This is a genomic window from Serratia sp. K-E0102 (genome assembly GCF_029962625.1).
GTDB classification, from domain to species: domain Bacteria; phylum Pseudomonadota; class Gammaproteobacteria; order Enterobacterales; family Enterobacteriaceae; genus Serratia; species Serratia sarumanii.
The window spans coordinates 1,406,818-1,422,194 of the sequence record NZ_CP124754.1 but is presented as its reverse complement, the minus strand read 5'-3'; the positions used below and the strand labels follow the sequence as shown (position 1 = coordinate 1,422,194).

17 protein-coding genes are annotated in these 15,377 nt (G+C 62.1%); 12 read left to right on the top strand and 5 right to left on the bottom strand.

The features are described 5' to 3' along the window. The first annotated feature begins 8 nt into the window (after positions 1 to 8). The 5 genes from SSARUM2_RS06830 (at position 9) to SSARUM2_RS06810 (ending at position 4,286) form a co-directional block, all read left to right on the top strand. The gene (locus SSARUM2_RS06830; RefSeq protein ID WP_033647014.1) at positions 9 to 680 is read left to right on the top strand and encodes a CsgG/HfaB family protein; all 672 of its coding nucleotides are present in this window, start codon (positions 9 to 11) and stop codon (positions 678 to 680) included. An 18-nt stretch (positions 681 to 698) separates the two neighbouring features. Beyond that, positions 699 to 1,055 carry a DUF4810 domain-containing protein gene (locus tag SSARUM2_RS06825; protein WP_033637573.1) on the top strand — a complete coding sequence of 119 codons (357 nt, stop codon included), beginning with the start codon at positions 699 to 701 and terminating at the stop codon, positions 1,053 to 1,055. Then, the gene (locus SSARUM2_RS06820; RefSeq protein ID WP_033647017.1) at positions 1,052 to 1,708 is read left to right on the top strand and encodes a DUF799 domain-containing protein; all 657 of its coding nucleotides are present in this window, start codon (positions 1,052 to 1,054) and stop codon (positions 1,706 to 1,708) included. Before SSARUM2_RS06825 ends, SSARUM2_RS06820 begins: the two co-directional genes overlap by 4 nt. Positions 1,709 to 1,826: 118 nt before the next feature. After that, positions 1,827 to 3,317 (top strand): alpha-amylase, encoded by a 1,491-nt coding sequence (gene amyA / locus SSARUM2_RS06815; protein WP_060452739.1) that lies wholly within the window; start codon positions 1,827 to 1,829, stop codon positions 3,315 to 3,317. Between the two features lie 120 nt (positions 3,318 to 3,437). Beyond that, entirely contained in the window at positions 3,438 to 4,286 is an 849-nt protein-coding gene (locus SSARUM2_RS06810; protein ID WP_033637570.1) for a PA4780 family RIO1-like protein kinase, read from the top strand. Between the two features lie 9 nt (positions 4,287 to 4,295). On the opposite strand, the gene SSARUM2_RS06805 is transcribed toward SSARUM2_RS06810, so the two are convergent. Continuing rightward, entirely contained in the window at positions 4,296 to 4,514 is a 219-nt protein-coding gene (locus SSARUM2_RS06805) for a hypothetical protein (protein WP_033647021.1), read from the bottom strand. Between the two features lie 69 nt (positions 4,515 to 4,583). Here SSARUM2_RS06805 and SSARUM2_RS06800 point away from each other — a divergent pair, with 69 nt between their 5' ends. Beyond that, positions 4,584 to 5,411 carry an AraC family transcriptional regulator gene (locus SSARUM2_RS06800; protein WP_049195102.1) on the top strand — a complete coding sequence of 276 codons (828 nt, stop codon included), beginning with the start codon at positions 4,584 to 4,586 and terminating at the stop codon, positions 5,409 to 5,411. Here the strand turns inward: SSARUM2_RS06800 and SSARUM2_RS06795 are convergent. The 3 genes from SSARUM2_RS06795 to lsrG form a co-directional block, all read right to left on the bottom strand. Further along, positions 5,387 to 5,977: a LysE family translocator gene (locus SSARUM2_RS06795; RefSeq protein WP_049233815.1), complete on the bottom strand. Its 591-nt coding sequence runs from the start codon at positions 5,975 to 5,977 to the stop codon at positions 5,387 to 5,389. The two genes, SSARUM2_RS06800 and SSARUM2_RS06795, sit on opposite strands and share 25 nt — an antisense overlap. Positions 5,978 to 6,060: 83 nt before the next feature. Continuing rightward, entirely contained in the window at positions 6,061 to 6,966 is a 906-nt protein-coding gene (locus tag SSARUM2_RS06790) for an EamA family transporter (RefSeq protein WP_033647025.1), read from the bottom strand. 87 nt (positions 6,967 to 7,053) lie between these two features. After that, the gene (gene lsrG, locus SSARUM2_RS06785) at positions 7,054 to 7,347 is read right to left on the bottom strand and encodes a (4S)-4-hydroxy-5-phosphonooxypentane-2,3-dione isomerase (protein ID WP_004939559.1); all 294 of its coding nucleotides are present in this window, start codon (positions 7,345 to 7,347) and stop codon (positions 7,054 to 7,056) included. A 193-nt stretch (positions 7,348 to 7,540) separates the two neighbouring features. Here lsrG and lsrK point away from each other — a divergent pair, with 193 nt between their 5' ends. The 6 genes from lsrK to SSARUM2_RS06755 all read left to right on the top strand — a co-directional run bounded on the left by lsrK (position 7,541) and on the right by SSARUM2_RS06755 (position 13,092). Further along, a complete protein-coding gene (gene lsrK, locus SSARUM2_RS06780) occupies positions 7,541 to 9,106 on the top strand; it encodes an autoinducer-2 kinase (protein WP_033637567.1) in 1,566 nt (521 codons plus the stop codon). 221 nt (positions 9,107 to 9,327) lie between these two features. Beyond that, complete coding sequence (locus SSARUM2_RS06775) at positions 9,328 to 10,512, top strand: MFS transporter (RefSeq protein WP_033647027.1); 1,185 nt, start codon at positions 9,328 to 9,330, stop codon at positions 10,510 to 10,512. 59 nt (positions 10,513 to 10,571) lie between these two features. Beyond that, positions 10,572 to 11,465: a LysR family transcriptional regulator gene (locus tag SSARUM2_RS06770; protein ID WP_060438968.1), complete on the top strand. Its 894-nt coding sequence runs from the start codon at positions 10,572 to 10,574 to the stop codon at positions 11,463 to 11,465. Between the two features lie 79 nt (positions 11,466 to 11,544). Next, positions 11,545 to 11,886 carry an HNH nuclease YajD gene (yajD, locus tag SSARUM2_RS06765; protein ID WP_016928619.1) on the top strand — a complete coding sequence of 114 codons (342 nt, stop codon included), beginning with the start codon at positions 11,545 to 11,547 and terminating at the stop codon, positions 11,884 to 11,886. Between the two features lie 271 nt (positions 11,887 to 12,157). After that, positions 12,158 to 12,793 carry an AAA family ATPase gene (locus SSARUM2_RS06760; RefSeq protein ID WP_033637564.1) on the top strand — a complete coding sequence of 212 codons (636 nt, stop codon included), beginning with the start codon at positions 12,158 to 12,160 and terminating at the stop codon, positions 12,791 to 12,793. Further along, positions 12,790 to 13,092 (top strand): hypothetical protein, encoded by a 303-nt coding sequence (locus SSARUM2_RS06755; RefSeq protein ID WP_033637563.1) that lies wholly within the window; start codon positions 12,790 to 12,792, stop codon positions 13,090 to 13,092. Before SSARUM2_RS06760 ends, SSARUM2_RS06755 begins: the two co-directional genes overlap by 4 nt. Before the next feature lie 39 nt (positions 13,093 to 13,131). Here SSARUM2_RS06755 and SSARUM2_RS06750 read toward each other — a convergent pair whose 3' ends face one another. Continuing rightward, positions 13,132 to 15,375: a molybdopterin cofactor-binding domain-containing protein gene (locus SSARUM2_RS06750; protein ID WP_060438969.1), complete on the bottom strand. Its 2,244-nt coding sequence runs from the start codon at positions 15,373 to 15,375 to the stop codon at positions 13,132 to 13,134. Positions 15,376 to 15,377: the final 2 nt, after the last annotated feature.

Here is a 15,377-nt window from a genome sequence, read left to right as displayed (position 1 = left end):
GCATGCCAATGAAAAAATCACTCGCCGTCTGTTCCGTTGCCCTTTCCGTCACTTTGCTGGCGGGCTGCGCGACCGAATCCTCCCGCTCTTTGGAAGTGCCGAAAGTGGCTTCCTACAACACCACTTATCAGGGCCCACGCAGCCCTATCGCCGTCGGCAAATTCGACAACCGATCCAGCTACATGAACGGCATCTTCTCCGATGGCGTCGATCGGCTGGGCAATCAGTCCAAGACTATCCTGATCACGCATTTGCAGCAGACTGGCCGTTTCAACGTGCTGGATCGCGCCAACATGGAAGAGTTGAAAACTGAAGCCGGCATTAAAGGGAAGGCGCAAACGCTGAAAGGCGCCAACTATGTGATTACCGGCGATGTCACCGAATTCGGCCGTAAAGAAGTCGGCGATCATCAGCTGTGGGGGATTTTGGGCCGTGGTAAATCACAGGTCGCTTACGCCAAAGTCAATCTGAACGTCGTAAACGTACAGACCTCAGAAGTCGTCTATTCCGCTCAGGGTGCCGGTGAATACGAACTGTCCAATCGCGAAATCATCGGTTTCGGGGGCACCGCCAGCTACGACTCCACCCTCAACGGCAAGGTGCTGGATCTGGCCGTGCGTGAAGCCGTCAATAACCTGGTCACCGGTATCGAAAACGGCGCATGGCGCCCTGCTAACTAACGGAATAGAAGCAGAAAGATGATAACTAAAAAAATGGGCGGGGCGCTGTTTGCAGCGACCCTGCTGGCCGGCTGCGCCGCGCCGAAAACGCTTTACAATTGGGATGGCTACCAGACTTCTCTCTATCAATACTACCAGCAGGAGGGGCAAAGCCCTGAGCAGCAGATCGCCACGCTGAAAGAGATCGTCGAGAAATCCCGCGCCAAGGATAAAGCCGTACCGCCAGGTCTGCATGCGCAGCTGGGGCTGCTGTACAGCAAAATCGGCAACGACGGACAAGCCATGAATGAATTCAACACGGAAAAAACGCTGTTCCCGGAGTCGGCGCCGTTTATGAATTTCCTGATGGCCAGGGATAAAGGGAGCTTTAAATGAAACGTGTACTCACTTTCCTCGCCGTTGCCGCCACCCTGTTGCTAAGCGGCTGTGCCAAGCAGACGCCTTATGACTATGCGGCGTTCCATGAGAGCAAGCCGAAGTCGATCCTGGTCTTGCCGCCGGTTAACCAGTCGCCGGACGTCAAAGCCAGCCACAGCGTGCTCGCCAGCGCCACCTTGCCGCTGGCCGAGGCCGGTTACTATGTGTTGCCGGTCGCTGTAGTGGAGGAAACCTTCCTGCAAAACGGCCTAACCAACGCCAACGACATCCGCGCCGTCAGTCCGAAAAAACTGCACCAGATTTTCGGCGCCGACACCGTGCTGTACCTGGATGTCACGCAATACGGCACCAGCTACATGGTGATCAGCAGCGAAACCCGCGTTACCGTAGCCGCTCGTCTGGTCGATCTGCGCAACGGCAAACAGCTGTGGGCCGGCACCGCCACCGCATCCAGCAACGAAGGCAACAACAACTCCGGTGGCCTGCTGGGCATGGTGATCAGCGCCGCGATTTCGCAAATCGCCGATACCATCAGCGACAAAGGATTTGATGTTGGCGCCATCGCCAACACCCGCCTGCTATCGGCGACAGGTCAGAACGGCGCCATTCTTTATGGCCCACGCTCACCTCATTACGCCAGCCAGCGTTAAGCCGTCTCTCGGGCGGCCTTCTCGGGCCGCCTATGCCAAACTTGTCCCTTTTGCCAAAAGTAGCCCATGCTTTAACGGCAACTGCTCCTCTCCTTCTGGCTAACCGGGACGCTGGCTCATGACGAAAAAAACCACCCTGCTGCAATTCTTCCACTGGTACTACCCCGACGGCGGCAAACTGTGGCAGGAGGCCGCCGAGCGCGCGCCGCACCTCGCCGAACTGGGCATCACCGATCTGTGGCTGCCGCCCGCCTGCAAGGGCGCTTCCGGCGGCTACTCCGTCGGCTACGATACTTACGATCTGTTCGATCTCGGCGAGTTTGACCAGAAAGGCAGCGTGGCCACCAAATACGGCGACAAGGAGGCGCTCGAACACGCCGCCAATACGCTGCGCGAACACGGCGTGGGGGTGCTCTACGACGTGGTGTTCAACCACAAGCTCGGCGCGGACGAGAAAGAACAGGTACACGTGTTCAAGGTGGACGCCAACAACCGCAACGACATCGACGACCAGGGCTTCGACGCGCTGGCCTACACCCGCTTCACCTTTCCCGGCCGCCAGGGCGTGCATTCCGAGTTTATCTGGGATTACAAATGCTTCAGCGGCGTCGACTACGTTGAGCAGCCGGACGACAAAGGGGTGTTCAAAATCGCCAACGACTATGGCGACGACGGCTGGAACGATCAGGTCGACGACGAAAAGGGCAACTACGACTATCTGATGGGCGCCGACGTGGAGTTCCGCAATACCGCCGTGACGGAGGAGCTCAAATACTGGGCGCGCTGGCTGTTGGAAAGCCTGCCGTGCGACGGCTTCCGCCTGGACGCCGCCAAACACATTCCCGCCTGGTTCTTCAAAGAGTGGGCGGATCACGTGCGCGACAGCGCGCAGCGTGACCTGCTGATCGTTGCCGAATACTGGTCGCACGATCTGAGCGCGCTGCAACAATACATCGAGTTGGTGGACGGCAAGGTGATGCTGTTCGACGTGGCGCTGCACCTGAAGTTTCATCAGGCGTCGAAACAGGGCGACGGCTTCGACATGGCGCAAATCTTCACCGATACCCTGACCGCCGCCGATCCGGCCCACGCGGTGACGCTGGTCGCCAACCACGACACCCAGCCGCTGCAGTCGCTGGAAGCGCCGGTGGAACCCTGGTTCAAACCGCTGGCCTACGCGCTGATCCTGCTGCGCGAACAGGGCGTGCCCTGCGTGTTTTATCCCGACCTGTATGGCGCCAGCTACCGTGACAAGGGGCGCGACGGCGGCGAGTACCAGATTGATATGCCGGCGATCCCGGAGCTGGAGAAGCTGATCGCCGCCCGCCAGCGTTTCGCCAACGGCCCGCAAACCGACTACTTCGACGACAGCCACTGCGTGGCCTTCAGCCGCGCCGGCACCGCCGAGACCCCAGGGTGCGTGGTGGTGCTGACCAACGGCGGCGAAAGCGGCAAAACCGTCGCGCTGGGAGCCGATCTGGCGCACACCGCCTGGCGCGATTTCCTCGGCAACCGTCAGGAGGAAATCACCACCGACGACCAGGGCAGCGCCCATTTCCCGGTCAACGCCGGCAGCGTCAGCGTCTGGGTGCCGGCCGCCAGCCTGTAAGCGCCCGCCGCCGCGCAATGATGCAGCGGCGGCAAAACTAATGTTTGCCTTTCGGGTCTAACTTACGCTATCAACTGCGCAAGCCATTCACACCGGAGCCTAAATAGGGTACAAGGCTGCATGAAAATTCCAAAACGACTCCAGCCGCTGGTTGATGACGGATTAATCGACGACGTCATCCGCCGGTTGAAAAGCGGCAAAGAAGCCGACGTGTTTATCGTGCGCTGCGGCGATGAGATCCGCTGCGCCAAAGTGTACAAAGAGGCCGAGAAGCGCAACTTCAAGCAGGCCGTTCACTATCAGGAAGGGCGCAAGGTGCGCAATAGCCGCGACGCGCGCGCCATGAGCAAAGGCTCCAAATTCGGCCGCCAGCAGCAGGAAGAAGCCTGGCAAAACACCGAAGTGGACGCGCTGTATCTGCTGGCCAAGGCCGGGGTGCGGGTGCCGCAGCCGGATATCTGCCTGGACGGCGTGCTGCTGATGGAGCTGATCACCGACGAAGAAGGCCTGGTGGCGCCGCGCCTGAGCGATGTCATCCTGACGCCGGAACAGGCGCGCGCCGATCACGCCCTGATGATGAACTACGCGGTGCGCATGCTGTGCGCCGGCCTGGTCCACGGCGACCTGTCGGAATTCAACGTGCTGATGGATAAAGACGGGCCGGTGATCATCGATCTGCCGCAGGTGGTGGACGCCGCCGCCAACAACCACGCCAAAAGCATGTTCGAGCGCGATATCGGCAATCTGGCGGAGTATTACGGCCAGTTCGCGCCGGAGCTGCGCGATAGCCAATACGCCAAAGAGATTTGGGCGCTGTATCAGGAAGGCAACCTGACGCCGGACAGCGTCCTCAGCGGCCGGTTCAGCGAAACCCTGAAACGCGCCGACGTCGGCTCGGTGCTGGAAGAGATCCAGGCCGCCGGCGAGGAACATCAACGCCGCATGATGGCGCGCAACGCGGAAGAGTAACGCGCCGCGCTATTCGACGCGAAACACCTCCGGCCGCTGCAGCGTCGCCGCCTCGTGATAAATATCCCCCAGATAGCCGGCGATCTCCTCTTCGCGCAGGTCGGCCGGCAGCACGATATCGTAGCTGGGGGCATACTTGCGCTCCGGCAGCGTCACGCGGAACAGCCGCCATTCGTCCCCGATGCGCTTCACGCCCAGCAGACGGCCGAATACGTTAAAAATCATCATCCGCCATTCCCCCTCTCGTCGCTTTCAGGCTATAACACTGTGATGCCGCCGCAGTGAAAAGGAAAGCGTATGAGTGAAAAAACGCCGCAGTTCTGGCGCGATCCGCAGTTGCCGTTCGTCGAAGCCCGCGCCATCGCGGATGGCCGCCAGGTGTGCTACAGCCTGCACAGCCACGAATTCTTTTCCATCGGCGCCATCACCGGCGGCGTCAGCACCTATGTCAACGGCGAGCGGCGCATGCAGGTCAGCGCCGGCGATTTGGTTGTCATCAACCCGCAGCAGGCGCATGCCTGCAACCCCATCGCCGATCGGCGTTGGTCGTACATCATGTTCTATCTCGATCTCGCCTGGCTCGGCGCGCTGCAGCAGGAGCTGCTCGGCGGCGACGGCGACCGTTTTGTTCCGTTCAGCCAGCCGCTGAGCCGCGATCCGGCGCTGTTCCACGGCCTGAACCGGCTTTATGCGCTGCTGACGGATCCGCTGTGCAGCGCGCTGGAAAAACAGATCGCCATGGTGGAGTATTTCAGCGCCCTGCAGCTCGGGCTGGGCGATGTCCGCCAACCGGAGACACCGCCGCATACCCGGCTGGCAGCGGCGGCGGCGTTTATCGACGCGCACTGCACCCGGCCGCTGACGCTGGACGACATTTGCCGCGCCGCCGCGCTGTCCCCTTCTTACCTGATCCGCGCCTTCCGCCAGCGTTACGGCATGACGCCGCACGCCTATCTGGTCAACCGCCGCGTGCAGTACGGCCATCGGCTGTTGAAAAGCGGCCTGCCGATCGCCGCGGCCGCCAGCGAAAGCGGCTTTGCCGATCAGGCGCACTTCCAGCGCACCTTCAAACAGCTGCTGGCCGCCACGCCCGGCCAGTATCAAAAACCCTCCGCCAGCAGATAGCAGGCGCTGGTCGCCAGCAACGCCGCCATTGCGCGGTTGAAACGCCGCACGTTGCGCGCCTGCCTGAGCAGGCCGCGCAGCATCGCGCCGACATAGGCCCAGCAGGCCACCGAGGCATAGCAAATCACGAAGTAGAGCCCGGCGAACTGCCACAGCAGCCGGATGTCGCCGTCGCCGACAAAGGCGCCGAGGCTGGCCACCGACGCCAGCCACGCCTTGGGGTTCAGCCATTGCATCAGCGCGCCGTAGCGGCAGGAAGGCGCCCGCGCCGCGCCACTGCCCAACCTGCCGTCGTCAAACGCCAACCGATAGGCCATAAACAGCAGGAAAGCCACGCCGGCCCACTGAATCAAGCGGGTCAGCGCCGGCCACAGGATCAGCAGCTGGTGCATGCCCAATCCCAGCAGCACCAGCAACAGGGTAAACCCCAGCGTGGCGCCGAACACGTGGCGCTGGGCCGCGCCAAAGCCGAATTGCGCCCCGGCACTCAATGCGACGATGTTGACCGGGCCGGGGGTGATGGAGGCCGCCAGCGCAAACGCGGCCATGGAAAAGTAGATATTCATGATGGTCACCTGAGAAAGTATTCACAGGCGCCAGAATGCCGACCGCCGTCGACAAGGTATTGAACAGAATTGCCCTGTTCGGTTTAACGCGCGATCGCCGCCCGGCGGCGCGGCAGCCCGAAGGTGTTGACCGCCATGCCGCCCAGCACCAGCAATGCGCCGCCGAACTGCGCCGGCGACAGCGCTTCATCCAGCAGCAGCCAGGCGGCGAACAGCCCGACCAGCGGCACCAGCAGCGTCAGCGGCGCAACGCGCCAGGTTTCATAGCGCCCCAGCAGGCTGCCCCACACCGAATAACCGAACAGCGTGGCGGCAAACGCCAAGTAGGCAACCGCCAGCCAGGTGCCGACCTGCACATGGCCCAGGCTGCTCAGCACCGCCTGAGGGCCGTCGAACAACCAGCTGCAGGCCAGGAACGGCACGACCGGGATCGGCGCGCTCCACACCACCAGCGACAAAATGTTGCGCTGCGGGAAACCGGCCAGGATCTTCTTGTTGGTCAGGTTGCCCAGCGCCCAGGAAAACGCCGCCGCCAGCGTCAGCAGCAGGCCCGCCAGGGGGACCGCGCCGCTGCCCGGCTTATGCAGGCTGGCCTGCGCCAGCACCAGCATGCCGCCGCTGGCGATAGCGATGCCGACGAAATGGTTGACGCGCAACTTTTCGCCCATCAGCACGACACCCAACAGCAGGGTGAAGAACACCTGCGCCTGCAACACCAGCGAAGCCAGCCCCGCCGGCATGCCCACCTTGATGGCGACAAACAGGAAGGCAAACTGCGCGAAGCTCATGGTCATGCCGTACAGCAGCAGCCATTTCCACGGGATCGTCGGGCGCGGGATAAAGAAGATCGCCGGCAACGCCACCAGCAAAAAACGCATCCCGGCCAGCAGAAACGGCGGCATGCCCTGTAAACCAAACTTAATCACGACGAAATTCACGCCCCAGATCACCACCACCAACAGCGCCAACAGCCGATCGCGCAATGTCATCCTCGCCCCGCTTATCCCATTGAAAATTCGCTTTAGCTTGCAGGTTACAACCAAACCGGGCGCATGGACACCGGCAAACGCCGGCGATTATTCCGGCATCAGGCCGATAAAGGTGGTCTTCTTGCGCGGGCCGGTCATCAGCGCTTCCAGCTTCTCCACGCACTGCAGGTAGTGCGGGGTCTGCTTGTGCGCCGCCACCGCCTGCTCGTCGCGATAGGCTTCGTAGATGTAAAACCGCGTCGGAATCTGTTCGTCCTGCAGCACGTCGAAGCGCAGGTTGCCCGGCTCTTCGATTGCACCCAGGTGATTGGCGCGGAAAACATCGATAAATTCGTCGATTTTGTCTTGTTTAACGTTGATCTCAACCAATGTGACGTGCATGACAGCTCCTTGTTTGAACGGCGCGCCGTAGCATGGCGCTTTCCAACCATAGGTTTATTCCCGTCGATTGCCCTGCCGCAACGGCAATTTTGCCGCCTGGCTCACAAATCGCACCGGCGACGCCCACTCCTCCCCCGGCGGGGTATGGCGGCGGCATCTATAGTTAACACTCCTCCCCCTGAGAGCATAGGCTATGGATAACTACTTGATGGCGCTGGACGCAGGAACGGGCAGTATTCGCGCGGTGATCTTCGATCTGGCGGGCAATCAGATCGCGCACGGCCAGGCGGAGTGGCAACACCTGGCGGTGCCGGGCGTGCCCGGCTCGATGGAGTTTGACCTCAGCCGCAACTGGCAGCTGGCCTGCCAGTGCATTCGCCAGGCCTTGCAGCGCGCCGGGCTGACGGCGCAGGCGATACGCGCGGTGGCCTGCTGCTCGATGCGTGAAGGCATCGTTCTGTACGACCGCAACGGCGTGCCGATCTGGGCCTGCGCCAACGTCGACGCGCGCGCCAGCCACGAAGTCAGCGAGCTGAAAGAGTTGCATAACCACGGCTTCGAACGCGAGGTGTATCAATACTCCGGCCAGACGCTGGCGCTGAGCGCCATGCCGCGCCTGCTATGGCTGGCGCACCATCGGCCGGACATCTACCGCCAGGCGGCGACGCTGACCATGATCAGCGACTGGCTGGCCAACATGCTCAGCGGCGAGCTGGCGGTCGATCCTTCCAACGCCGGCACCACCGGCATGCTGGATCTGACCAGCCGCGACTGGCGGCCGGCGCTGCTCGACATGGCCGGGCTGCGCGCCGATATTCTGTCGCCGGTGAAAGAGACCGGCAGCGTGCTGGGGCGCGTCACCGAACAGGCGGCGCAGGAGAGCGGGCTGCTGCGCGGCACCCCGGTGGTGATGGGCGGCGGCGACGTGCAGCTCGGCAGCCTGGGGCTTGGCATCGTGCGCGCCGGGCAGACGGCGGTGCTCGGCGGCACCTTCTGGCAGCAGATCGTCAACCTGCCGGAGCCGGCCATCGATCCGGAGATGAACATCCGCATCAACCCCCACGTCATTCCCGGCATGGCGCAGGCGGAATCCATCAGCTTCTTTACCGGCCTGACCATGCGCTGGTTCCGCGACGCCTTCTGCGCGGAGGAAAAATTGCTGGCGGAGCGGCTGGGGGTCGATGCCTACAGCCTGCTGGAAGAGATGGCGGCCAGGGTACCGCCGGGCGCCTACGGCGTGATGCCGATTTTTTCCGACGCCATGCATTTCAAAACCTGGTATCACGCGGCGCCGTCGTTCATCAATATGTCGATCGACCCGGAGCGCTGCAATAAACAGACGCTGTTCCGCGCGCTGGAGGAGAACGCCGCCATCGTCTCCGCCTGCAACCTGGAGCAGATCGCCGCCTTCTCCGGCGTGCAGGCGCGCTCGCTGGTGTTCGCCGGCGGCGGCGCCAAGGGCAAGCTGTGGAGCCAGATCCTCAGCGACGTCACCGGGTTGACGGTGCGGGTGCCGGTGGTGAAAGAAGCCACCGCGCTGGGCTGCGCGATCGCCGCCGGCGTCGGCGCCGGGCTGTTCGAGTCGCTGGCCGAAACCGGCGAACGCCTGGTGCGCTGGGAGCGCGAGCATCAACCCGACATGACCCACCATGCGCTGTATCAGGAACAGAAAGAAACCTGGCGGCAGGTTTACGCCGATCAGCTAACGCTGGTGGATAACGGCCTGACCACCTCGCTGTGGAAAGCGCCGGGGCTTTAAACGCAAGCGGCATTCGGTCATAACCTTATGCCGTTTTATTCCTTTCCCCCGTAGCGCGGCGCAAGCCGCGTTTTCACTCGCCGCCGGCGATTGTTTCCCCTCAGAAACAGTGTAACCACCGCAAACGGATTTATCCGCGGCTTCGGCCTGCCGTAGATTGTGACTTCGGTCACACCGCGCCCCGAGCGCGGCCTGCGCATTCACCCAAGACGAGCGGCATTATGCTGAATAATAAAGATAAACCTGCATCATCCCCGTGGCCGGCGATCTTCTCGCTGACGGTCGCCTGTTTTGTCATGGTCACCACCGAGTTTCTGCCGATCGGCCTGCTGACCAACATCGCCCCTTCGCTCGGCGTCAGCACCGGCACCGCCGGGCTGATGGTCACCATGCCCGGCATCGTGGCGGCGGTGGCCGCACCGGTGTTGAGCCTGGCTTCCGGCCGGCTGGACAGACGCCTGCTGATGCTGGGACTGTCGTTGCTGCTGATGGTGTCCAACCTGGTGGCGGCGCTGGCGGTCAACTTCCCGATGATGCTGTTGGGCCGCGTGCTGCTGGGCGTCTGCGTCGGCGGCTTTTGGTCGTTCGCCGCCAACTACGGCCGCCATCTGGTGCCGGAAGCCAGCCAGGGCCGCGCCACCGCGCTGATCCTCAGCGGCATCTCGGTCGGCGCGGTGTGCGGCGTGCCGGCGGGGGCGCTGATCGGCGATCTGTTCGGCTGGCGCGCCGCCTTCTTCGGCGGTGCGGCTCTGGCGGTCGGCGTACTGTTGGCGCAGCTGCGTTTACTCACGTCGGTACCGCCTTCCCGGCCGGTTACGCCGCGCGATCTGGTGCTGCCGCTGCGCCTGCCGATGGCGCGCATCGGCCTGATCGCCATCGTGCTGCTGTTCATCGGCCACTTCGCCGCCTATACCTATCTGCGCCCTCTGCTGCAACAGGTGTTCGTGCTCAGCCCATCGGCGATCTCGCTACAGCTGCTGGCCTATGGCGCCATCGGCCTGCTGGGCACCTTCCTCGGCGAGCGTCTGGGGGAGTACAGCCTGCGCGCCACCTTTATCCTGATCGCCGCCATGCTGGCGGGCATTCTGATCGTTTCGCCGCTGCTCAGCGGCCTCGCCGGCGCCACGCTGATGGTGTTGGTCTGGGGGCTGGCGTTCGGCGCCGTGCCGGTCTGCGCCACCAACTGGATGTTCGCCGCGGTGCCGCAGGCGCCGGAAGCCGGCCAGGCGCTGCTGGTGTGCGTCATCCAGATCGCGCTGGCCTCCGGCGCACTGCTGGGCGGCGAGGTGGTGGACTGGCAGGGCGTCAGCAGCGCCATGCTGTTCGGCGGCGCGCTGATCCTCTCCGCCACGCTGGTGTTCGGCCTCAGCTTGCGCTCCGGCGCGATTGGCGCTAAACAGTGTTAATCATTATCTATCTGCAGAAACATGCCCCGGCCACTGCCGGGGCATGACGTTGGGAACCTATGGACCATCATTTGCTCGCTATCCGGGTATTTAACCGCGTGGTGGAAACCGGCGGTTTTACCCGCGCCGCCGATTCGCTGGGCATGCCGAAAGCGACGGTCACCAAGCTGATCCAGAATCTGGAGGATCACCTGCAGACCAAGCTGTTCCAGCGCACCACCCGCAGCGTGTCGGTCACCCGCGAAGGCGAATGCTATTACCAGAATACGGTGAAATGGCTGGCGGATTTGGAGCAGATGGAGGGCTGTCTGACCGAGTCACAGAATTCTCCGCAGGGCGTGCTGCGCATCGATACCGGCAGCGGCACCGCCCGCCAGCTGCTGTTGCCGGCGCTGCCCGGCTTTTTGGAACGCTACCCGCAAATCCAGATCGATCTCAGCATCGGCGATCGCGTTATCGATCTGATCAGCGACAGCGCGGACTGCGTGATCCGCAGCGGCCCGTTGGCCGACTCCAGCCTGATAGCCCGGCGTCTGTTCGATCTGGATTGGGTCAGCTGCGCCACCCCGGCTTATCTGGCGCGCCACGGCGCCCCACGCCACCCGTGCGATCTGGAGCAGAGTTTCCCGATGGTGCACTATCGCCATCCGGTCAACGACCGCATCCATCCGCAACGCTATGTCGAACGCGGCAAAGAGATCGCCATTCAACAGCGCTACCCGGTCAGCATTAACGAAGGCAACGCGCTGCTGGCGGCGAGCCTGGCCGGATTGGGCATCATCCAGATCTATCGGTTTATGGCGCAGCCGCACCTCGAGCGCGGCGAGCTGGTCAGCCTGCTGCACGACTGGCAGCCGCCGCCGGAGCAGATGTACGTGGTGTACCCGTCCAATCGCCACCTCAGCGGCAAGCTGCGGGCGTTTATCGACTGGGCGGTGGAGACATTTCGCTAGCGACAGGATGAGCCGCACGTTGTCGCCGCACGCAGTGTGGTATTATTTGCCGCATAGTGATTCACGACGGACGACCACCATGGCCTATATCCCCAAAAACTATGCGAAGCTGGAAACCGGCTACCGCGAAAAAGCGCTGAAACTGTTCCCCTGGGTATGCGGGCGCTGCTCGCGCGAGTTCGTTTATTCCAACCTGCGCGAACTGACGGTGCACCACATCGATCACGATCACAGCAACAACCCCGAAGACGGCAGCAATTGGGAAATGCTGTGCCTGTACTGCCACGACCATGAACACTCGAAATACACCGAGGCCGATCAATACGGTTCGACGGTGGTGGCCGGTGAAGACGCGCAGAAAGATGTCGGCGTCGCCACCCATAACCCGTTCGCCAACCTGAAGGCGATGATGAAGAAGTAACGCCACCGACAGCTTAATGAGCCACTAACTTATTAAGCTGTTAAATTAACAAACCCCGCCTCCGCATCGCCACTTCCCAGAGAATTCCTACTTACCCATCCGGGCCTTCCAGCGCAAAATAAGCTGCGCAGTTAACGACATACTGGCTTGGCAAGCCGCCGCAGTTGGTGCATATTGTTCGCGAGTTGTTCTTGTTAACCTGTTTGATTATCAACCTAATAAGCACATTAACTTAATAAGTTATCAGCTTAATAACTTGAGAGATGGCAGCATGATTGTTCTGATTGGCTCGCAAAAAGGCGGCGTCGGCAAATCGACGAAAGCGGTGAATATCGCCGGGTATCTGATTCTTAAGCAAGGCAAGACGGCGATCATCGTCGATGCCGACGACCAGAAATCGATCATGACCTGGTACAACGACCGTCAGAACGTCGAGGGGCTGCCGCACATTCCGGTGGTGGCCGCGTCGGGCAAAATCAAGGAAACGCTGCTGGAACTGGATCGCCATTACGACTACGTGATCGTCGACACCGCCGGCCGCGACAGCGCCGAACTGCGCTCCGGGCTGCTGGCCGCCGATCTGTTCCTCTCGCCACTGCGCCCTTCGCAGATGGATCTCGATACCATCGGCTATCTGTCGGAGATGTTCTCCACCGCGCAGGAATACAACGAGAAGGTCAAAGGCTACATCGTGCTGAACATGTGCCCGACCAACATCTTCATCAATGAAGCCAACGAAGCGGCGCAGGTGCTGAGCGAATATCCGGAGTTCACCCTGGTGAGCCACCGCCTGTGCGACCGCAAGATTTACCGTGACGCCTGGGGCGAAGCCATCACCGTGCATGAGGCGAACAACGAAAAGGCGCAGAGCGAAATTGAATGCCTGGTGAAAGAGGTGATCCTGTGAAGAAGCGCACCCCCACCCACCGCATGTCGGAAGACGAATTCATCAACAGCGCCACCTCGCACACGCTGCCGGTCGCGGCGCCCGCGCCGGAAGCCAAACCGGCCGGCCGCAAGCGCACCTATAAGGCGATTTCCGTCAGCCTGACGGACAGCCACATTGAAGCCATCGATGAAGTGATCGTGCAGGCGGCGCGCAGCGGCATCGTGCGCATTACCCGCTCCGACATCATCAAGCTGGCCATCGACGGGCTGGCGGAGAAAAGCGAAGCGCAGCTGCTGGCGCTGCTGAAGAAGCTCTGACCGCGCGGCAGCCGCCGGCTGGCCATCGCCGGCGGGCCGTTACACCGAGGAGAACTCGCGTGGGAACGGCATCGTACGATAGGTTTTGCCGGTGGCCTTATGCAGCGCGCTGGCTATCGCCGGAGCGACCACCGCAGTCGACACTTCTCCGCATCCCTGCGGCGCACGCGCGCTGTCGAGCACCACCACTTCCACCTTGGGCATTTCGGCGATCGCGAGCAGCGGATAACGATCGAAATTCCCTTCCACCACACCGCCCCGTTCAAAGTGCAGTTCGCTGTGCAGACAGGTGGTCAGCGCAAAGCCGATGCCGCCCTCTACGTTGGCGCGCACCAGGTTCGGGTTTATCACCTTGCCGCAGTCAATCGCACATACCGCGCGGAGCACCCGCAGCCGCCCTTCCTGAATGGCGATTTCAACCACCAAACCGACGTAAGTGGTGAAAGCGTTATTGCGGCCGAGCCAAATATTGCACGACATCCCGCGATAAACGCCCGGCGACGGTTCGCGCTGCCAACCCGCCGCCGCCGCGGTAGCCTCCAGTACGCGCAACGCCTCTGGGTTGCCCTGCAGCAGATACCGCCGATACTGATACTCGTCCCGCTTGGCCTTATGGCTGAGTTCGCTGATAAAGCTTTCCAAAAAGAACAGGCTGGCGACGCTGCCGACGCCGCGCAGATAGCTCAGGGAAATCGGCTGTTCGACGATGCCGGCCTCCACCTTCAGATGAGGGATGCGATACGGCGTGCTGTAAACGCACTCCACCATACTTTCATCCCATCCCCCGGCCTCGTGTACCGTTTCGCGCCGCATTTGCCAGAATAGCGACTGCCCGGCATAGCGCGCCCACAGCGCCTGCGGGTAGCCGTTTTCATCCAGCAGCGCCCGATAATGGCTGATGCAGGCCGGACGATAATATTCATGCCGCATGTCGATCTCGCGCGGATAGATCACCTTGACCGGTTTCCCCACCGCCCGGGAGGCGGCGGTAGCATGCATTACGGCATCCGGCAGATATTTGCGCCCAAAGCTGCCCCCCAGGTAGGTCGTATTCACCACCACATCCGCCGGCTTCAGCCCGAACATTTTCGCCAGAACGTTGCGCACCATGTCCTGCCCCTGGAAAGGGCCCCAGGTTTCGATACGGCCCTCTTCATAATGGCTGGTGGCGTTGCAAGGCTCCAGGGTGGCATGCGCCACATAAGGCGCGCTGTAACGCGCCTCATGCAGGCGCGAACCCTGCTCAGCGTCATGGATCAACGCCGACGCCTCACCGCGATTGACCGCCGGCACCAAGGTATCGCCGTCCAGCATCGCCAGATTCTCCGCCGCAATCGCGCTACCGGACAGCGCTTGTCCAGCGCCCGGCAGCCAGTCAACCTCCAGCAAATCCGCCGCCTTTTTGGCCTGCCAGTAGCTCGCCGCCACCACGATCACCGTATTGAGCGACATATCGTGATCCAATCCGACCATGTTGTTCATCGACCACTGCCGGGTCAGCACCAGATCCACTACGCCCGGCATGGCCCGGATCTGCCGTTCATTACGCACGGCGACCAGCTTTCCGCTGAGATCGGGCACCATCCAGGGGACGCCGATCAGCATCTCCGGCAGGTCAATATCGATACCGTAAATCGCGCTGCCGTCCACTTTCTCCGGCGTATCGACCCGCAACAGCGGCTTGCCGATGAAACTCTCTTGCTCTTGCGCTTCGCTCTTTAAAGCAGGCTGCGGATCCAACGGCAGCTCGGCGGCATAGCGCACCAAATCGCCATAGGCGACCTTACGCTGCCCGTCCTCCTCAATCACCCAACCTTTCTCCGTACGGCACTGCCGCGGTGAAAGTGCAAGATGTCGCGCACCGGCCCGCAGAAAAAAGTCTCTCGCCTGCGCGCCGGCCAGCCGGGTACGCTGATAAAATTTGGTCATTGAGGTTGAGGCGGCGACAAACTGCGCGAAAGCCTCGCCCCCGGCAACCTGACGGTAGGCATCGCGGCCGGTGACGAACTTCACCGTCACCTGCGCCCAATCGGCATCCATTTCCGCCGCCACCACTTCGGCCAGGCCGGTGTAAATCCCCTGCCCGACCTCACATTGCGACACGCCGATGACGATGCGGCCGCCGCTATCGATCCAGATCCAATCGTTCAATTCATACTGACCGTCGGGCGGCGCCGCATCCTGCGAAACCACGGCCGCCAGGCTGCGCGTCGATATCGGCAGCAGCATGGCGGCCACCGCCAACGCGCTGCCTTTTAGCAAGGTTCTGCGGGTGATCGCCATGC